We start from the raw sequence: 18,400 nt of genomic DNA on the forward strand, positions 1-18,400 counted from the left end.
CGTCCGGGCACGGACTGCGTTCACTGATCCGGCTCAACTACTCGATTACTTAGGAGTAAAGATTGGGCTGTCCATTGTCTGCACCAGATGGGCCCTGCCGTTCAAGGTGCTCATACAGTTGGCAGTCTCGTCGCCTGGATGACGAGGGGGATTGGGCAAGGTGTCCAGTCCTGCGACGGCGCCACGCTTCAGCACTGCGCTGTCAAAGGCGACAGGCGTCTTTTCGTTCTCGATGGAGGCAAGCACCTTGCCCGCGATCGCCTCGTTGAAGGCGATCCCATACTGCTCCGGATGTGCCCTATGGATCAATGGGCACGCGGCTGTGTTCTCCATCCTCCTCCGTGTGAAGGGTTGCAGGGCCTCCACCCAACCCTTTCCGCCGGGCAGCTTCCCGTCGTGGTCCGCCGCATAGAGGATGCTTGCTGAAGCGATGACGCGGACATTTCGAAGGCAGAGCCGCCTGCTTCCCGAGATTCGCGCTTGGCTGAGCGCAGGGAGCACAAGGCTCAAGAACAGGCTCATCAGGCCGATGCCCCCGCCCACGAGCCCCACCCAAAGCACCCACGGCAGCGCCGACGACTTCTTCTTTCGGGGAGATGGGCCCACTTCGGAGACATCGCTCATCCGGGGCAGGTCGCTCACGGCTTGTCCCCGAGGGCAACTGCTTTCACCGATCCGCTCCCCAGAACGACGTTGTTGAACCTCGACATGCGATGGCGAGGGGGTTTGGGCAGGGTGTCCAATCCCGATACCGCGTTGCGGCCCATCAGGATGCTGTCGAAAACGAGCGGCGCCGCGTCATAGCCATCCAGCGACTTGATAGCGGCTCCGTCGAGGGCGATGCTGTACGCAAAGCCGTATTCGCCCGTTCGTTTCTTCGAGATCGAGGGGCACCGAAAGACGCTTTCGCTTTCGTTGATGGGGTCGAGGGGCTTGGAGTTGGGATCGTTCGGCTTTTGCTTCGGCATCAGCGGCCACGAGGCGTCGACCCACAGGGCGGCTGGAGGCAGGCGCCCGTCGTTCTGCTCGGCATACAGCGACAGACCCTGCCAAAGAGCTTTGAGCCGGGTTTGACAGCGCTCGCCCTCGCGGCCCTCGACCGCGCCCTGCAGCGCCTTGACGCCGTAGTTCAGGGTCCACCACGTGATGCCTAGAGGGAAAACGCATACGGCGAACAGGCTGATGAGCCACCACCAGCGCACGGAAAGCTGCCGCCTCGGGCGGGCGGCAAGCACCTCGTCGGCAGCCTTGTGGGAGTCCTGTTTCGGTGCATCCGGCTCGCGCTCGTCGGCTTGATCGGACACGCCGTTACTCCTTGACGACCATTTTCGACTTGACGGCCTTCATCGCGGCCTCGGTGCGGCTGTTGACCTGGAGCGCCTTGAGGATGTTGCTCACGTGGTTCTTGACGGTCTTTTCCGCGATGCAAAGCCTGGAGGCAATCTCTTTGTTTCTCATGCCTTGGGCGATGAGATCGAGGATCTCCTGTTCGCGATCGCTGAGGACAAAGAGCTCCGCGTCGTCGGTGTCGTCGTCTTCCTTGACCCTGCGGAAATCTTCAATCACCTTGGCCGCGATTTTTGGCGTGATCTTGGCCTCGCCGCGCTCGGCCAGACGGATCGCATCGATCACGTCCTGTGGCGTGGAAGTTTTGAGCAGGTAGCCTAGCGCCCCGGCGCGAAACGCGTCAAAAACCGTGTCTTCGTCTTCACGGATCGTGAGCACAACTACGCGGACGTCCTTTTCCTGGCGCTGGAGCTTGCGAATCAGCTCGACTCCATCCAGCCTTGGCATGTTGACGTCGGTGAGGAGCACGTCCGGGGGATCGGCAAGGCAGGCGTCGAGCGCCTCCTGGCCGTCTTGGCAGACGGCGATGACCTGGCACTCAGGCATCAAGCCTAGCGTTCGCTGCAGCGCGTTTCGATAAGAGTGCTCATCGTCCGCGACCACGACCCTGATCTTCGTCGGCATAGGGCGGAGTATACAGCCAACGAGTCGGGTTGAACCTATCCCAGTTCAGAGCAAGACTCACAAATGACGAACCCCTTCTCCCCGAATGGGAAGAAGGGGTTGATTTCGTCGACTGTTGAAGCTTACTTCGCTTCGCCGCCCTCTGCGGGCGCTGCGTTGTCGGCAGGCTTCGCGCCTTCGTCAGCAGCACCACCGCCGCAACCGCCGATCACGAGCGAAAGAGCGCTCAAAGCCAACAAAATCGTAAAGATCTTTTTCATATCCCACACCTCCTAAAGTTGAGATTCTTTTTATGGACGGAGCATGCTCCGCATAGGGTTCACCCTCCGATGCGATGATCCGCAGCTTCAGGCTAAGCCTACTCTCGCGATTATATTAGGTTCTTTCGGCCAAGGCAAGCCCCCTGGGACCAAAAAGTTCAGCATTCTGCTGTGGAAAACTGCTTCGGGTATCCTGCTCACCTTCCTTCGGAGGCTCACCGCGAACCCCCATTCCAGGCAACGGCGCTTGGTCCGAAAGCTGATCCCAAGCGCCAGAAGCGCCGGGCTTTCAGCTCATGAACCCATCGCGGGCAGCTCCCGAACACATCCACAGGAGGATAACCATGATCGACACTCACAGCGCTCAGCAACTCGACGACCTTCACGTGATGAAGACCTACCGTCGTTTTCCCGCGTTGTTCGAGCGTGGCAACGGTTGTCTCCTTTGGGATGAGAACGGCAGGGTCTACCTCGACTTTCTGGCCGGCATCGGGGTCTGCCAACTCGGGCACGCCCACCCGGCGGTGACAGAGGCCATCACTCGACAAGCCTCAAGGCTGGTGCATGGCTCCAACCTGCTTTTGACCGACCCTGTTCCCCGGCTCGCAGCGAAGCTCTGCGCAATCAGCGGGATGGACCGCGTGTTCTTCTCGGTCTGCGGGGCATCGGCCATCGAAACGGCCCTCAAGATTGCCAAGAAGCACGGGCTTTCGAAGAGGCGCAACGGCGACTACAAGGTCTTGGCGCTGGACAACAGCTTCCACGGCCGGACGCTCGGGGCGCTCACCCTGACGGGTCAGATCAAGTATCAGGACGACTTCCAGCCCCTCATCCCGGGCATATCGTACGTGAAGCCGAACGACCTGGATGCCCTGAAGGCAGCCTTCGACGATTCCGTTGCGGCGATTTTCATCGAGCCAATCCAGGGAGAGGGCGGTGTCGTTCCGATCTCGAGAGAGTTTCTTGCTGAAGCCCGAACGCTCTGCGACCGGCATGGCGCGCTGCTGGTTTTCGACGAGATACAGACTGGAATGGGCCGCACGGGAACCTGGTTCCACTTTCAGCAGCACGGCGTCGTCCCGGACGTGATGGCCATCGCTAAGGGGCTAGGAAACGGCATGCCGATTGGTGCTTGTTTGGCGCGCGGGGAGGCCGCGGAGGTGCTGCAGCCCGGAAACCACGGCAGTACCTTTGGTGGAAACCCCCTGATGTGCGCCGCGGGCCTCGCGGTCATCGAGACGATCGAATCGCAAGGGGTGATCGCCAACGCCAAGCGTGTGGGGGATTCCCTTCGTTCGCAGCTCACTGCGATCGGTGGGCCCATAGCCGAGGTTCGAGGGGCCGGTCTCATGATCGGCATCCGGCTCAATCAGCCGATAGCTCGCGACGTGGTGCAAAAGTGCTTCGAGCGGGGCCTGGTGGCAAACGCCACTTCGGAAGACACGCTCCGGCTGCTGCCTCCCCTCATTCTCACCGAAGCTCAGGCGGAGCAGGGCGTGGCGATCTTGAAGTCGGCCTTGGCCGGCGAAACGTCGGAGGCGGTGGAGGCCGTGGCCCAGACGCCAGAGGCCTACCACGACGTGCTGGCCATGGAAGACCTATCCGGTTCTCAAGCCGAGGAGGTTCTCGCGCTGGCGGCACGGCTCAAGAACCGACGGAAATTTGCGCCGGAGCCGGTGGTTTCGGTTGAGGGCCGGACGATCGCCCTGGTGTTTGAGAAGCCGTCGCTCAGGACTCGTGTGAGCTTCGAAGCGGCGATCCAGGAGTTGGGTGGCCATGCGGTGTACCTTAGCAAGGCCGACATCGGCATGGGCAGCCGCGAGGCGATCAAGGACGTGGCCAGCAACCTCGGCGGATGGTGTGCGGCGGTGGTGGCGCGGCTCTATTGGCAACGTCACTTGCACGAGTTGGCGCACTACTGCGATTCACCCGTCATCAACGCTCTGACCGAGATGGAGCACCCTTGTCAGGCGCTGGCCGACATGCTGACCGTTCGTGAGGCGTTCGGCGGGCAGACAGTTCCGATCACCTATGTGGGCGATGCCAACAACGTGGCCCGGAGCCTAGCAAAGCTCGCCGTGATGCTCGGCTACCCGATGACGATTTGCGGCCCCAAGAACTTCCAACTCGAGGAAACCGAAGGGGTTCGGCAGACAGAGAGCATCGAAGAAGGACTAACGGGCGCCAAGGTGGTTTACACCGACGTGTGGGTGAGCATGGGCGACGAGCACGAGCAAGAGCACCGCTTGAAGGTCTTTGAGCCCTATCAAGTCGACTCGCGCGTGATGGCGATGGCCGAAAAGGACGCGATCTTCCTGCACTGCCTTCCGGCGCGCAGGGGCTTCGAGGTGACGGACGACGTCATCGACGGCGCCCAGAGCCGCGTGGTCCAGCAAGCGGAGAACCGTCTGCATGCGCAGAAGGCACTGCTGGCAAAGGTCTTGGGTTTGGCGCAGTAATGCCCCGTGGCTTCGCCCTTAAGCTCCCGATAGCGGGCGCAAAAGGAACCGCCTTTATCCTCTTCCTTGTTCGGTGCGGGCCGCTTTGTCGCCCCGTATAGCGACGGGCTTCACAGAAATGAGGACATCCATGAACGCACGAACTCTTCGGAACTCCGGGGGCAGCCCCAATGACAGCAAAATTGCCGGTATTGCCCCTAAATCTGCCGGCAGACGCCGTCACTCCTTGCGAGGCTTTCAGCAATGCGAGATAATGGTGCTATTGCTGGGCAGTCCCTGCTTGGGCGCCCCAATGAGGAGGAGGACCATGTCACGACGCTTCTTTGCGATCAGCATCCTGGCAGCGAGCGCCCTTAGCCAAGCGCAGCAGCTTAACTTTACGGGAACAATTCTCAACGAGAACTTCAATTCCCTTTCATCCACCGGCACCACCAACTCGTGGACCAACGGTTCATCGCCCCTGAACGGCTGGTACATGGAGACCATCACCGGTAACCAGGAAGCCAACTATCGAGCTGACACTGGCGCTTCCAACAGCGGCGCTTTGTATAGCTATGGCGCGTCGACGACCGACAACGAGCGCGCGCTCGGCGCCTTGGGCTCCGGCACGCCGCAAGCGGTCATCTTCGGATTCCGCGTGCGCAACATGACCGGCTCGGCGATCGATTCGTTCAGCATCGTCTATACGGGCGAGCAGTGGCGCAACGGTGGCAACGCGAGCGCCCAAACCCTGCGCTTCAGCTACAAACAGGACGCCGACAACACCGCGGACACGAACGAGTTTGTTGGAACGGACACCCAGTCCGCTTCGGGCGACGTCTCGGGAACCAACGTGAACGGCTACAATCCGGACACGAGCTGGACGCGTGTGACGAGCCTCGACTTCACCTCGCCGACCACGGGAACCACCGCTGCCGCCCTGAACGGCAACGACCCGATTAACGAGGCGTTCATCAGCTCGGGCGCAACCCTGAGCTCGCTCTGGATGCCGGGCCAGGACATGATGTTCCGATTCGTTCACATCAACGAGGCGGGCAATGACCACGGCCTCGCGATCGACAACATGGAGTTCGACGCTCACCTGGTGCCCGAGCCTGCCGGCTTCGCGGTCTTGGCGATTGGGCTTCTGGCGCTTCGTCGCCGCAAGTAAGCGACATCGAGTTCGCTGCAGTTTGAGCCGATCTGGGGAGTCCCCAGGTCGGCTCAGTTGCCTTAAGGGAGCTTGCCCTGTGAGACATCGGGCTTGCCGGGGGCCACGTCGATGTCCGTGCGGAAGGCGGCCTTGATCTGCTTCTTCAGGAGGTCGGCGGGAAGGTCTTGGACCTTGCTGATCTGCTTATCATACGGCAGCAGCAGCGTGACCCGTCGGTTGCTGAAATGGTAGGGGTCCTTCTTGTTCTTGAGCTCACTCGCGCCGAGTCCTTCGATGCTGAGGACCTGTTCGAGTGCCACGCCATCTGCAGTCAACTCCCTGCGCAGACTCCCCGCCCGGTCGGTGGACAGTTCGAGGTTTGTGTAGTCCTTGCCCGCATAGGGCAAGGCGTCGGTGTGGCCCTCGATCCTCATCTTCCTTCCTGAGCGGGCGAGAATCGGCGCGATGCGCTGGATGAGCTGTTTGGCCTCGGGCCGGATCACCGCTTTGCCTGATTCGAAGAACACCGCGCCAACCGATTCGGCGAATTCCAGCCTCAGCCCCTCGTCGGTGAGCGTCACTTCGAAGTTCTCGAGCAGGTCTTTGAGGTCGGCGGATCTCCCGTCCTTTGCCGCATTCTCGATCTTCTTCTGAAGCGACTTCATGGCGTCCGCTTCGAGGCGCTCGTTTTCGCTCATGGTCATCGAGGTCGAAGCGCCAGCCTGGCCTAGCTTGGGAGCCGGGGAGCCCGGCATCGGAAAGACGGTTCGAGACTTGGGCGGGTTTTTGATGAAACCCATTGGGTCGTTGAAATAGCCGGCGACCATGGACCGGGTCTCGGCGTCCATGCCCATGATCCACATGACCATGAAGAACGCCATCATGGCCGTGACGAAGTCGGCATAGGCCACCTTCCAGGAGCCGCCGTGATGCCCTCCGGCGATGACCTTTTTCTTCTTGACAATGATGGGTCCGGCTTCACTCATGGCGTTGGGGCATTAGGGCATTGGGGCATTGGGTGTTGGGTCTTCAGGTTCTCAAGTGTTGGGTTCTCGGGTGTCCGGGTCGCTCGTCGCCCTTCGCTCGTCGCAAATTCCCCATCGCACATCGCCTTCCATACATCCTCACGTCCACCTATCCACACTCCCTAGGCTGCGGCTTTCTCCTTGACCGCCGCTTCCATTTCGGCAAAGCCAGGCCTGTTGGCCGGGTCAATGTTGCGCCGCGCGAACTCAACGCAGGTAATCGGTGACTCGCCCCGGGCAAAGCTGAAGAGCGCATAGCGAACGCAGTTCAGATAGGCTGCTTCTGAATTGAGCCGAAGCTCCATGGCGCGCGCCAATGGCCCAAAGATGCCGTACGCGAGAAGAATTCCCAGGAACGTGCCTACAAGGGCTGCCGCGACGCTTTCGCCGATGGCCGCTGCCTCACCGCCGATCTTGCCCATCGTGATGATAACGCCAAGGACGGCCGCGACGATTCCGAATCCGGGCATGGCGTCGCCTACGGTTTGAACGGCGTGCATCGGAAGGTGCGCTTCGGCGTGGGCCGTCTCCAAGTCGACTTCCATCATTTCGGAGAGGTCGTGGGGGCCAACAGCGCCGGTCAAGATCACCTTCATCGTGTCGCAGAAGAACGCTACGGCGTGGTGGTTTGCCAGGAACGACTTGTAGTTGCTGATGATCGAGCTTTCTTCAGGCTTTTCGATGTGCGATTCCAGGCCAAGGAGGCCCTCTTTTCTCGCAACGTTGAAGAGCTGATACATCATCTTGAGCAGGTCGACATAAGCCTGCTTGACGAAGGGATCGGGCTTGAGGAGCCCCATGATGCCCTGAATGACCCCTTTCAGGCCGTTCATCCCTGTGGCGGCGATGATTGAGCCGACCGCTGCGCCTCCAAGAATAATGAACTCGTTCCACTGCATCAGGACGCCGATCGGGCCGCCGTGCATGACGTAGCCCACGATGACTGCGACCAATACGATTCCAATGCCGACAATCGTGAACATACGCTTTCCCTAGCTCCCTTCCGCGCCCCTCGCCGGGCGGGCCTTCTCCTTTGCCGCTTCCATACGACAAGATGCAAGGCGCCCCTACTGCTCCTATTCCTCATTCCGAACGGAAACCCACGCAAAATGCGGGCAAAAGCCTCGCAAATCAGCATGGGGATTCTTGTTCGCTACAATAGGATCATCGGCGGCGTCCCTCCCCATACACACATGCAATCCTTACAGGTCCCTCCAGCGGAATCGCCTGCCTCGCGCGTGCGTCTGCTCGACGGCCATACCGTGAACCAGATCGCCGCGGGCGAAGTGGTTGAAAGGCCAGCTTCGGTGGTCAAAGAGCTCGTCGAGAACGCGCTCGATGCCGGCGCTACGGCCATACGGGTTCAGCTTAAGGATTGCGGAAAAACGTTGATCCGGGTCTCGGACGACGGATCTGGGATGAGCGCCGAAGATGCGGCCCTTGCGCTCGAGCGCCACGCGACATCAAAGATCCGGTCGCTGGAGGACCTCGCGTCGGCCCTCTCTCTCGGGTTCAGGGGAGAAGCGCTCCCCAGCATCGCTTCGGTCTCCAGGCTCTCGATCACAACGGGGGTCCTGGACGGGCTCAAAACGAAGCTGGCGATCGAGGGGGGCAAGACCCTTCAGGAGCGGGGTGTGTCTGGTCCGCGGGGAACCGAGGTCACGGTTGAAGACCTTTTCTACAACACCCCCGCAAGGCTCAAGTTTCTGAAGTCCGACGCCACGGAGCTCGGCGCATGCCTGGACGCGGTCTCCAAGTACGCGCTGGCGTTTCCGACGGTGTCCTTCACCGTGATTCACAACGACAACGAGATCCTCGCCACTTCCGGCAGCGGGGACCTGCTGGAGGCGCTGAGCCGGGTGTGGGGGCGCGACCTGGCTCGGGGGCTGGCCGAGATCGAGGCGGAGACTGCAGGGATTCGCGTGCGGGGGTTCGTCAGCCCGCCGCACTTGACGAAGCCCACCCGCGCGTTCCAGTTCTTCTTCGTCAACGGCCGGCCCGTGCGCACCCGTACCCTACAAGCGGCGCTGGACCAGGCGTATCGGTCATTGACTCCTGAAAGGCGGTTCCCGGTGGCGGCGCTGATGCTGGAGGTGGCGCCGGAGCGGATCGACGTCAACGTCTCGCCCACGAAGAGCGAGGTCAAGTTCCAGCAGGAATCCTCAGCGTTCGATGCTATCTTCTATGCGATCCGAAACGCCCTCATGCAGCACGGGATGATTCCGAGCGCGGAGGGGATCGCGGCGGCCAATGAAGCGATCGCCCTGGCGGGCGGTGGACAGGTGGGCGGAGTTGCATGGACGCCGGCTGGATTCCTCAGCAGCGGTTCCCCGGGGGGCTCCCTCACTGAAATGTCGATCAGGGCCCAGTCGCCATTGGAGTCCCTTGGTGCGCCCAACCTCTCAATTCCGGTCGAACTTCCGGACCCAACCCTCAGCAATGAGCGGCAGCCGTTCTACGACCTGCTCGACGGCCTGAAGGTGCTGGGGCAGGCGATGAGCACCTTCATCATTGCGGAGACGCGCCGAGGAATCGTCATCATCGACCAGCACGTGGCGCACGAGCGGATCCTATACGAGTATCTGTGTGGGCTCAAGGGCTCGACCGCCATCGAAAAGCAGCCGCTGCTCACGCCCGAGACTCTGCATCTGGACAGGAGGTCGGCGGTCTTGCTCACCGAGAGGCTCGACGAGCTCGAGCGCATCGGCTTCGACCTGGAGCCGTTCGGCGGCGAGAGCTTCTTGATTCGCGCGGTGCCTGGAGCGATCCGGGGCAAAAGCTCGCTCAAGGTGCTGAAGGACATGGTGGACGAACTGACGGACATGGCTGTCACGCGCAGGTTGAGCCCGACTCGCGAACAAATCTGGATCACGGCCTCCTGCCGGATGGCGATCAAGGCGGGCGACCCGCTCAGTATCCCGGAGATGGAGAAACTCATCGTTGACTTGGCGACCACAGAGAACCCCTACCTGTGCCCGCACGGGCGGCCCATTACGGTCACTTTGAGCACGGAGGATCTTCTGCGAAAGTTCAAGAGGACGTGAGGGGGAATGACGAAGGACGATTGACGATTGACGATTGATGGCCGGGCAATTTGGGGAACGGAAGCATGAATCCCGCCAGGAACCACCCAGGCGCCCAACCCCAAGGCCCAACACCTGAACACCTGAACACCTGAAAACCTGAACACCCGAACACCCGAACACCTGACCACCCGACAACCACCCTCCCATGCTCATCCTCGGCATCGATCCTGGACTTGAACGACTAGGCTACGGCCTCGTAAGGCGTGAGGGCTCCCGCCTGCAGGCCATTGATTTCGGACTCATTGAGACGCCGCGCATCGAGCTTGGAAGCCGGCTGCTCCTTCTTCATCAGCAGACCTCAGAGCTTCTGGGGCGCCACAAGCCCGATGCGCTCGCTACTGAGAAGCTGCTGTTCTCGGTCAACAAGAAGACCGCGATGGACGTCGCCAAGGCGCTGGGTGTGGTCATGCTCGCGGCGGGACAGCACGGCCTCGCGGTCACCGAATACACGCCTCCGGAAGTGAAGCAAGCCGTGGTGGGTGTAGGCAACGCCGAGAAGAAGCAAGTCGAGTTCATGGTCACCAAGCTGCTGGGTTTGGCAAAGCCTCCCAAGCCGGACGACGTCGCCGATGCGCTGGCGATCGCCATCTGCCACGCGATGCGGAGCCGGATTTCGATCAGCTGATGCCGCCCTTGTCTATAAGCGAAATGGGGTAGGCCGTTCTTGGCGAAGGGCGAAGGGCGAAGGGCGAAGGGAGCTGGGTGTTGGGATTTGGAATAGGGGGGCTCTTAAGGTCGAACGGAGGGCGGGGTTCACCCCGCCTTTTCAGTGAGAGCGAGCTTCAGCTCGCGCCGAACACTCCCAATGAACCGGCTTACCGCCGGTCCTTCACCGGAATCACGAACTTGAGCCCCGTCCACACATCGTCAATCGCACAGACCTTGATATCCACAAGACCCTGGGACAGCACATAGGGCTGAACGACCTCGAACGTGAGCTCCGTGGGGACTTTCGACGCCTTCTTGGGCCAGGCAACCCAGATCATCCCGTTCTGCTTGATGAGCGGCTTGGTCTCCGCAAGTTTATGCCGGAAGTCCTCAAATTCCGTCGCAAAGAGAAGCACCATGTCAAAGCTGCCTTCGGGCCCATCCTCAAGGAAGTTGACAGCCTCTGGGAGTGGCTCCAGGGCTCCGATTAGGCCTGGCGGACCGTCCAGCACCTTGACCCGAAATCTGGCTTTGAAGCCGAGCTTCTTGACCAGAGGCGTTCCCGAATATCCGGCGGGTTGCATGCGCGGCGGTTTTACCCTTTTGCCGGGAGGGGCAATGGTCGAAAGGCCCCTTTGGGTTTCGGCCCCCAAAGCGCAGGCACGGAACCTGCGGCTACGGTCCCCGTCCCTCTGTCCCTTTGTCCCTCAGTCCCCAAAGCGCAGGCACGGAACCTGCGGCTACGGTCCCCGTCCTCCCTCTGATCCTTCCCCTATGCGCTGTTGAGCCAACCGATCAACAGGGCGACGTCAGAGGGACGAACGCCGGGGACCTGGGACGCCTGCCCAATCGTTACGGGACGGACGCGCGAGAGCTTCTCGACAGTTTCGTAGCTGAGACCGGAAAGTCGCCGGTAGTCGAACGCCTCGGGGATGCGGAGGTCCTCCAGTCGGCGGGCCCGGGCCGCCACGCGCTCTTGGATCTGAAGGTAGCCATCGTATTTCGCCGCAAGTTCGATCTGCTCTCGAACCTGCGCGGAGAGAAAGCACCCGTCGTCTTCGGCCCACGCCGTGCTGGAACTCTCGGTCTCCAGCCGCGCGGAGAGGACCTGAGCGTCGGCCAGCGAAAAACTCGGCCGTTTCATAAGGTCGAAAAGGGAAGCTCTGTTTGACACAGGCGGCTGGCCCATTTCAGCGAGCATAGGGTTCTCCGCCGATCCAATTTGAGTCTCCTTGAGCCGAGCGATGCCCCGTTCGATCCGTTCCTGCTTTTCAGAGAAGCGTTGCCAGCGGGCGTCTGAGCACAGTCCCAACTGCTTCGAGACCGGGGTCAGGCGCTGGTCGGCGTTGTCGTGCCGCAACAGCAGGCGATGCTCCGCTCGCGCCGTGAGCATGCGGTAGGGGTCCTCGATCCCCTTGGTCACCAGGTCGTCCACCATGACTCCGATGAAGCTCTGCGACCGTGGGAAAAGCTCGGGCTCCAATCCCAGCGCGTGCCGTGCCGCATTGATGCCGGCGACGATGCCCTGCCCAGCCGCCTCTTCATAGCCGCTCGTGCCGTTAAGCTGCCCCGCCAGGAAGAGCCCGGAAAGCTGCTTGCTCATCAAAGTGGGGAAGAGCTGCAGCGGGTCGGCCATATCGTATTCGACCGCATACCCGGGCCGGAGCATCTCGACCTCCTCAAGCCCCTCGATTGTCTTGAGAGCCAGAAGCTGGACCTCCGATGGCATCGAGGTCGAGAATCCCTGCACATAGACCGATTCGCCGTCCCACTCCTCGATCTCGAGAAAGATCGGGTGCGAGTCCTTGCCGGCAAACCTCACAACCTTGTCCTCGACGCTTGGGCAATAGCGCGGCCCGACGCCCTCGATGCGCCCGGAGTACATCGCGCTTTCATGCAAGTGCTCCTTTAGGAAGTCGTGGGTGGCAGGGTTGGTGCGGGTCTGCCAGCAGGCGTAGGGCTCGCCGGCCGGATTTGGCGCGTCGTTCAGGAAGCTCATCGCCCCGGCGTTCGGCTCCGATTCCAGCTTTTCCAGGCCCTCCAGCCTTAGGCTCGAAAGGCGGACGCGAGGCGTCGTACCCGTCTTGAAGCGTCGCAAGTTGACGCCGATTTCCCTGAGAAACAGCGAGAGTCCTAGCACCGCCTCGTCGCCGTGCCGCGCGGCCACCGTCTGACGGCTCCCCTCGTGGCAAAGGCCGTTCAAGAAGGTCCCCGTGGTGAGTACGACCGCGCGCGCCTCGACCTCGATGGGTTTGGCACTCTCAGAACCCAACACCAGAACACCCGACACCTCCCCCTTCCCAAGGACCCACTCCGCTCGGCCCTCGATAATCGTCAGGTTGGGCTCCGACTCCAGGACCGAGCGCATGAGGCGAGGATAGAGGTCCTTGCAGACGTGCGCTCGCAGAGTTTGGACCGCGGGGCCCTTTCCCGTCCCCACGCGGCGGATATGCGTCAGCGCCTGATCGGTGGCCAGGGCCATTTGGCCGCCGAGGGCATCCACTTCGCGGGCGATGTGCCCCTTGGCGGGCCCGCCGATGGAGCAGTTGCATGGAAGGTGGCCGATCCGGTCGCGGCGAAGCGTCACGCAGGCGGTCTTGGCGCCGAGGCGCGCCGAGGCCAATGCGGCCTCGATCCCCGCATGGCCCGCGCCCACCACCACAACGTCGAACCGTTCCAAGGTGGAGATTGTACCGACCTGGACCCTACCACTTTGAGGCCAGGATTCCAGCGACCTGCGTCAGGAGCCTTTCGTCGCTGGAATCGAACGCGCCCTGGGTGTGCGAATCGACGTCGATCTGCCCCAGCACCTTGCCCTCGCGGTCGCGGATCAGCACCACGATCTCGGCCTTGGTCTTGAGGGAACAGGAAAGGTAGTTTTCCAGCGCGTTCACGTCGTCAATGACCTGATTCCTGTTCTCGGCCACCGATGTTCCGCAGACCCCCCTGCCCACCGGAATCAGGGTGTGGTCGGTGGGTTCGCCGACGTATTCCGCCAGCCTGAGAAGGTCGCCGTCCAGGACATAGATCCCAGACCAATCATAGCCTGGCAGGGCGTCCAGGAGGGTCATCGCCAGCCCCCGCAGCTCAGACCCAATTTGCTCGGATCGCTGAAGCGTCAAGACGATGTGAAGCGCGGCGTCCGGGTTGACCACTCGCCGATCATACCGCGTCGTCCTCCCTTGCCATGGGAAGCATCCAGGCCCGCCCTCACCGAACACAATAGTGCGCCGATATGGGTGCCGGCAGGCTCCGCATTCGGGCGTTTAGCGGGGGCCATGCGGTACAAAGGGGGACAGTATCCACCAGGTTGGTCCTATGAAGCCATTGCGTTCGCTCTTGCCTATATCCTTGCTCCTGCTCAGCCTCGGGCTCGCCGAGGCCACGCAGGACGCCTTCTCGATCGCCCGCAAAGTCAAGGCAGGCGCGACCGCCCGCTACAGCATGCAGATGTCGCTGACCTTCCAGGGCATCGAGGCCAAGGGCACCGCGACGCTGATCGAGAAGGTGGTGAAGGTGGAATCCGACGGCTCGTACCTGATCGAGCAGTCCACGACGGAAGGCAAGCTGGCGTTTCAGGGCCAAACGACCGCTTTGCCCAATTCGGTGGGCACCATGAAGTTCAAGGCTAATGGCGAGATCTTGGAGATCAACTCGCCGGAGCTCGACGAAGGCACGAGCCGCCGTGAGCACCTGACCCTGTTCGTGGCGCCGCCTCAGGGCGTGAAGACAGGGGAGAAGTGGTCGTTCGAAGTGAAAGCCTCAGCCCTAAACGCCAACACGCCGGGAAGGGCCGACTACGAGTGCCTGGGGATCGAAAAGCTGGAGGGCGCGGACGCAGTGGCGGTTCGGTTCAGCTACACCGAGACCAAGGGCGACTTTCCAGCAAGCTGCACCGGCAAGCTCTGGATATCGCCCGAGGATGGGACGCTCTTGAAAGGCGACTATGACTATAAGGCGGCGCCCCTGCCTGGGATCGGGCCCGTGGACATGAAGATGACGATGGCCCGGGTCAAGGCGTAACAGGAGGAGGCATGCATCCAGCGCTTGAACTGGTGCGCGATGCATGCAGTGGGACCCCTTTTGAAGGCCACGTGTGGTTGGTGGGCGGCGCGGTGCGGGATGCCTTGCTTGGACTCCCAGAAGCCAAGGACCTTGACCTAGTCACCGATCTCGATGCTCTCAAACTCGCGGAGCACCTGGCCGCCAAGGGGCTTTCCGATCACCTTCCCGTGACTTATCCACGGTTCGGGACCGCAAAGGTGAGGATCGGCGGGGCCGACATCGAGATCGTCACCGCGCGCAAAGAGAGCTACCGCTCGGTTTCGCGCAAGCCGAAAGTCGAAGCAGCGACGCTCCAAGAGGACGCCAGACGGCGAGATTTCACGGTCAACGCGCTGATGCAGGACCTTTGGAGCGGCGAGGTGCTCGACCTCTTGGGCAACTCCGTCGACGACCTCAAGGGCCGAGTTCTACGAACGCCCTTGGAGCCTGGCGCGACCTTCGAAGAGGACCCGCTGAGGATGCTCAGGGCCGTTCGGTTTCGCTGGCAGTTGGGTCTGGAGCCCGCAGAGGGCCTGGTTGAGGCCATCGAGAGGCATGCTCAGCGCCTAGCGATCATCAGCAGGGAGAGGGTTCAGGAGGAATTCAGGCGGATGCTTCTATTGCCCCAGACCTCCGAGTGCCTCCGGGCCCTGCTGGAGACGGGACTGCTGGCGCAGTTCGCGCCCGAGCTTTGCGCGCTCAGGGGCTTGGAGCAAGGGGTGTACCATCACCTGGACGCCTGGGACCACACGCTCGCGGTCCTGGATGGCGTGCCAACGGGGGACCTGGTTCTAAGGCTGGCGGCTCTGCTGCACGACGTCGCCAAACCCCTGACAAGGACCGAGGACCCGACCGGACGCGTGCGCTTCTTGGGGCATGAGGCGCAGGGTGCGAAGGTCGCCGAGAGGGTTTTGCGCCGTCTCAAGTTCTCCAATTCGGTGATCGCTCCAGTTCGCACGCTGGTGGCCAACCACATGCGGCCCTCCTCCACCCTGCACTGGGGTTTGCCCGCCGCGCGCAGGCTGCGTCGAGACCTCGGCGGGGAACTTGAACGGCTGATGACGTTGGCCTGGGCGGATCGGCGAGCCCACGCTCCAGGGGCGGAAACGCTGGGCCTGGAGAGCCTTGAGCGCGTGCTGGGGGACCTCGAGGAAGCCGAGGAGCCAAGGGAGGAACTCTCCCCGTTGAGCGGCGAGGAGATCAAGACCGTGCTTGGCCTCCACGAGGGCCCTGAGGTTGGGAAGTGGAAGCGCTGGCTGGAAGATGAAGTCATCGAGGGACGGCTCCCTTCAGGCGATATCGATATGGCAAAGCGTGCGCTGCTCGGCCGAGTTAGGGCCCTCAAGCCCCCTTCTCCGGGCCAAAACACTTGACATCCGCACAAATACCTGCTTTCGCGGACCCCCGTATTCCTGACAGCGAAGCCTGCCTTTAGGGATTCCAAAGAACAGAAGGACGGAAGCCACGCTGGCTGGACCACCGAGGGTTGGTCCCAACGGAAGGAGCCGTCAGCCAACGTAGGTTTTGGCATCACGGAGGATCAAATGTCGTTTCGGGTTAACAATAACGTCGCGGCCATGAACGCGCTTCGCAACGTCAGCACGACTGGCGATGCGTTCGGCAAGTCCATGACCCGACTTTCCACGGGTCTGCGGATTACGTCGGCTGCCGATGATCCCGCTGGCCTGATCATCTCGGAGAACTTCCGCGCACAGATCGCGGGCATCGACCAGGCATTGCGCAACAACCAGGACGCGGTCAACTTCTCGAAGACCGCCGAAGGAGCGCTCGACGAGGTCAGCAGCCTGCTCAAGGACGCCCGCTCACTTGCGGTCGCGTCGTCCAACACGGGCGCTCTGAGCTCGACTCAAATCCAGGCGAACCAGAACCAGCTTGCGTCGATCGTGGCGTCGGTCACGCGTATTGCTGAGCAGACGCAGTTCGGCAGCAAGAAGCTGCTGGACGGCAGTTCCGGCGTGCAGGCCTCGATCACAAGCGCGGCCAACATTGCGCGGATGTACTTTGGCGGTTCGTTCAACAGCGCCGCCATCACGACCGACTCGTTGATCACCGTGTCTGTTTCAACGGCGGCGACCAGGGCGACCGTGACGGGCTCGACGCTCTTCACGAACGCGACGGACACCGTCTCTGCCGGATCGTTCTCGATCAACGGCCGCACCTTCGTAACCAAGTCCACCAACACGGTTATGGATGTGGTCAACATGATCAACGCGGCCTCCGGAAGCACGGGCGTTGCTGCCGACTTCCAGAGTGGCACCGGCGTGATCTTGAGGGCCTCGAATTACGGTTCGGTCGGCAACTTCTCGATCAGCGACGCGAACGGCGTCTTGAACACAGCGGGCACGACGAGCGCCACCGGCACCGACGGCGTGGCCAACGTCATCATCGACAGCAATGGCTCGACTTCGGGCGGCCTCGCCACCGTGGCCTTCACGGGCGGAAAGATGGGCGCCAACGGCCTTACGCTGACCGACGCGGTCGGCAACACGGTCTCGCTGAGCGAAGCGGGCAACGCGACCAGCAGCGCCTTCACGGCAGGCAACCTGAAGGTCGGCCAGACACAGTTCCAGATTGGAGCGAACTACGGCCAGACCAGCAGCCTTGCCCTTGGCAACTACGTGTCGACCGAACTCGGCAAAAACATCGTGTCGGGCTACACGCTGAACAACCTCGACCTAACGACCGCAAGCGGCGCTGCCGACGCGATCAAGGTCATCGACGCAGCCATCAACGAGATCACCACGGCGCGGGGCACCATCGGTAACTTCAGCCGCAACGTTCTCGAGACGAACATGCGCTCTCTGGGCGTCACCCGAGAGAACCTCGCAGCGACCGAGTCGTCCATCCGCGACGTCGACGTGGCCGAGGAAATGACCAACTTCACGAAGTTGCAGATCCTGCAGCAGTCGGGTCTTGCGATGCTCGCTCAGGCGAACAGCGCTCCGAGCTCCGTGCTCAGCCTGCTGCGCGGCTAATCTCGATAAGCTTCACGACGACCCGGGCCCTGGAGATCCTCCAGGGCCCGGTTTTGTTTGTGAGGGGATGAGAGGGTATTAAGGTGGTCAGGTGGCCAGGTTTTCAGGCGTTAGGGCATTGGGGCGTCCGGGTGTTAGGACATTGGGGCGCTAGGTGTTCAGGTGTTCAGGTTGTCAGGTGGTCAGGGGGTGGAGTCTGCCGTTCACCCTTCACCCATTCCTCAATCCGTTGCTTCAGCTCCTTCGAAAACGCCCTGTTGCCCCACAACGTGCGCCTCTCTCGCGGCTCAATCAACAACCGGATCGGCGTTCCTTCCAGCACTCCCTCCACCGAAACCCACCGGCCCAGCCCGACCATCGAATGCACATTGGGCCGGAATCGCACCCCGTTGAGCGACTTGCGGTCGATCCGGATCTTCAGCGACTCGCCGAGAAACTCCAGCGCCGTCTCACCGAGCACCAGAAAGCCGACATCCTCATGGGGATCGAGGAGTCCCCGAAACGAGGGGCGCGCAACTCCGACGAACACATGCTGGGGCCTCGGCGAGAGCCTCCGCTGGAGTTCTGCCCTCATCTTCGCGTTCTCAAAGAGCCCGAGGGAGTTCATCAGCAGCCATCCGGCAACAGGCATCAGCGAGAAGACCCAAAGCGGTAAGCCGGACATTTGCTGCCGCTGGATCGCCAGCGCGAGCCCCACGACGCCAAAAGGCAGGGCTCCGAGAAGCGGCACAAGGTTTCCCATCAACTGGCGGCGGAAGCTCCAGACCTTTGGTGCCACG

The 18,400-nt window shown here is 61.9% G+C and carries 17 protein-coding genes; 7 read left to right on the forward strand and 10 right to left on the reverse strand.

Annotated elements, in window-relative coordinates:
- Positions 1–45: 45 nt before the first annotated feature.
- From HZC36_11195 to HZC36_11210, 4 genes are all read right to left on the reverse strand, one after another.
- Positions 46–642, reverse strand: coding sequence for a hypothetical protein (locus HZC36_11195; protein MBI5707539.1), 597 nt, complete (start codon positions 640–642; stop codon positions 46–48).
- Positions 639–1,304 carry a hypothetical protein gene (locus HZC36_11200; GenBank protein ID MBI5707540.1) on the reverse strand — a complete coding sequence of 222 codons (666 nt, stop codon included), beginning with the start codon at positions 1,302–1,304 and terminating at the stop codon, positions 639–641. The genes HZC36_11195 and HZC36_11200 overlap by 4 nt, the downstream gene beginning before the upstream one ends.
- A 4-nt stretch (positions 1,305–1,308) precedes the next feature.
- On the reverse strand, positions 1,309–1,971 hold the full coding sequence (locus HZC36_11205) for a response regulator transcription factor (protein MBI5707541.1): 663 nt from the start codon (positions 1,969–1,971) through the stop codon (positions 1,309–1,311).
- Between the two features lie 122 nt (positions 1,972–2,093).
- The gene (locus HZC36_11210) at positions 2,094–2,231 is read right to left on the reverse strand and encodes a hypothetical protein (protein ID MBI5707542.1); all 138 of its coding nucleotides are present in this window, start codon (positions 2,229–2,231) and stop codon (positions 2,094–2,096) included.
- A 344-nt stretch (positions 2,232–2,575) separates the two neighbouring features.
- Here HZC36_11210 and HZC36_11215 point away from each other — a divergent pair, with 344 nt between their 5' ends.
- Positions 2,576–4,690, forward strand: coding sequence for an acetylornithine transaminase (locus tag HZC36_11215; protein MBI5707543.1), 2,115 nt, complete (start codon positions 2,576–2,578; stop codon positions 4,688–4,690).
- 307 nt (positions 4,691–4,997) lie between these two features.
- Positions 4,998–5,840, forward strand: a complete 843-nt coding sequence (locus tag HZC36_11220) for a PEP-CTERM sorting domain-containing protein (GenBank protein ID MBI5707544.1) — start codon at positions 4,998–5,000, stop codon at positions 5,838–5,840.
- 62 nt (positions 5,841–5,902) lie between these two features.
- Here the strand turns inward: HZC36_11220 and HZC36_11225 are convergent, their stop codons facing one another.
- On the reverse strand, positions 5,903–6,808 hold the full coding sequence (locus HZC36_11225; GenBank protein MBI5707545.1) for an OmpA family protein: 906 nt from the start codon (positions 6,806–6,808) through the stop codon (positions 5,903–5,905).
- 161 nt (positions 6,809–6,969) lie between these two features.
- Positions 6,970–7,830 carry a flagellar motor stator protein MotA gene (motA, locus tag HZC36_11230; protein MBI5707546.1) on the reverse strand — a complete coding sequence of 287 codons (861 nt, stop codon included), beginning with the start codon at positions 7,828–7,830 and terminating at the stop codon, positions 6,970–6,972.
- Between the two features lie 210 nt (positions 7,831–8,040).
- On the opposite strand from motA, the gene mutL reads away from it, so the two are divergent.
- A complete protein-coding gene (gene mutL / locus HZC36_11235) occupies positions 8,041–9,891 on the forward strand; it encodes a DNA mismatch repair endonuclease MutL (GenBank protein ID MBI5707547.1) in 1,851 nt (616 codons plus the stop codon).
- A gap of 187 nt (positions 9,892–10,078) precedes the next feature.
- The gene (ruvC, locus tag HZC36_11240) at positions 10,079–10,558 is read left to right on the forward strand and encodes a crossover junction endodeoxyribonuclease RuvC (protein MBI5707548.1); all 480 of its coding nucleotides are present in this window, start codon (positions 10,079–10,081) and stop codon (positions 10,556–10,558) included.
- 190 nt (positions 10,559–10,748) lie between these two features.
- On the opposite strand, the gene HZC36_11245 is transcribed toward ruvC, so the two are convergent.
- The 3 genes from HZC36_11245 to HZC36_11255 form a co-directional block, all read right to left on the reverse strand.
- Positions 10,749–11,165 carry a DUF3052 family protein gene (locus tag HZC36_11245; protein MBI5707549.1) on the reverse strand — a complete coding sequence of 139 codons (417 nt, stop codon included), beginning with the start codon at positions 11,163–11,165 and terminating at the stop codon, positions 10,749–10,751.
- A gap of 188 nt (positions 11,166–11,353) precedes the next feature.
- On the reverse strand, positions 11,354–13,270 hold the full coding sequence (mnmG, locus tag HZC36_11250; protein ID MBI5707550.1) for a tRNA uridine-5-carboxymethylaminomethyl(34) synthesis enzyme MnmG: 1,917 nt from the start codon (positions 13,268–13,270) through the stop codon (positions 11,354–11,356).
- A gap of 16 nt (positions 13,271–13,286) precedes the next feature.
- Positions 13,287–13,736: a GAF domain-containing protein gene (locus tag HZC36_11255; GenBank protein ID MBI5707551.1), complete on the reverse strand. Its 450-nt coding sequence runs from the start codon at positions 13,734–13,736 to the stop codon at positions 13,287–13,289.
- A gap of 163 nt (positions 13,737–13,899) precedes the next feature.
- Here HZC36_11255 and HZC36_11260 point away from each other — a divergent pair, with 163 nt between their 5' ends.
- From HZC36_11260 to HZC36_11270, 3 genes are all read left to right on the forward strand, one after another.
- Positions 13,900–14,604 (forward strand): hypothetical protein, encoded by a 705-nt coding sequence (locus HZC36_11260; protein MBI5707552.1) that lies wholly within the window; start codon positions 13,900–13,902, stop codon positions 14,602–14,604.
- Positions 14,605–14,615: 11 nt separating this feature from the next.
- A complete protein-coding gene (locus HZC36_11265) occupies positions 14,616–15,998 on the forward strand; it encodes an HDIG domain-containing protein (protein ID MBI5707553.1) in 1,383 nt (460 codons plus the stop codon).
- Positions 15,999–16,169: 171 nt separating this feature from the next.
- A complete protein-coding gene (locus HZC36_11270) occupies positions 16,170–17,621 on the forward strand; it encodes a hypothetical protein (GenBank protein MBI5707554.1) in 1,452 nt (483 codons plus the stop codon).
- Positions 17,622–17,787: 166 nt separating this feature from the next.
- Here the strand turns inward: HZC36_11270 and HZC36_11275 are convergent, their stop codons facing one another.
- Positions 17,788–18,399, reverse strand: a complete 612-nt coding sequence (locus HZC36_11275; GenBank protein ID MBI5707555.1) for a hypothetical protein — start codon at positions 18,397–18,399, stop codon at positions 17,788–17,790.
- Position 18,400: the final 1 nt, after the last annotated feature.

The organism is Armatimonadota bacterium (assembly GCA_016223145.1).
Taxonomy (GTDB): domain Bacteria; phylum Armatimonadota; class Fimbriimonadia; order Fimbriimonadales; family Fimbriimonadaceae; genus Nitrosymbiomonas.

Bases quoted from the DNA above. Each gene is read 5' to 3' on its own strand.
- HZC36_11245 (MBI5707549.1), bottom strand. From the start codon at position 11,165: ATGCAACCCGCCGGATATTCGGGAACGCCTCTGGTCAAGAAGCTCGGC.
- HZC36_11215 (MBI5707543.1), top strand. From the start codon at position 2,576: ATGATCGACACTCACAGCGCTCAGCAACTCGACGACCTTCACGTGATG.
- motA (MBI5707546.1), bottom strand. From the start codon at position 7,830: ATGTTCACGATTGTCGGCATTGGAATCGTATTGGTCGCAGTCATCGTG.
- HZC36_11220 (MBI5707544.1), top strand. From the start codon at position 4,998: ATGTCACGACGCTTCTTTGCGATCAGCATCCTGGCAGCGAGCGCCCTT.
- HZC36_11265 (MBI5707553.1), top strand. From the start codon at position 14,616: ATGCATCCAGCGCTTGAACTGGTGCGCGATGCATGCAGTGGGACCCCT.
- HZC36_11260 (MBI5707552.1), top strand. From the start codon at position 13,900: ATGAAGCCATTGCGTTCGCTCTTGCCTATATCCTTGCTCCTGCTCAGC.
- ruvC (MBI5707548.1), top strand. From the start codon at position 10,079: ATGCTCATCCTCGGCATCGATCCTGGACTTGAACGACTAGGCTACGGC.
- HZC36_11205 (MBI5707541.1), bottom strand. From the start codon at position 1,971: ATGCCGACGAAGATCAGGGTCGTGGTCGCGGACGATGAGCACTCTTAT.
- HZC36_11270 (MBI5707554.1), top strand. From the start codon at position 16,170: ATGTCGTTTCGGGTTAACAATAACGTCGCGGCCATGAACGCGCTTCGC.
- mutL (MBI5707547.1), top strand. From the start codon at position 8,041: ATGCAATCCTTACAGGTCCCTCCAGCGGAATCGCCTGCCTCGCGCGTG.
- HZC36_11225 (MBI5707545.1), bottom strand. From the start codon at position 6,808: ATGAGTGAAGCCGGACCCATCATTGTCAAGAAGAAAAAGGTCATCGCC.
- HZC36_11210 (MBI5707542.1), bottom strand. From the start codon at position 2,231: ATGAAAAAGATCTTTACGATTTTGTTGGCTTTGAGCGCTCTTTCGCTC.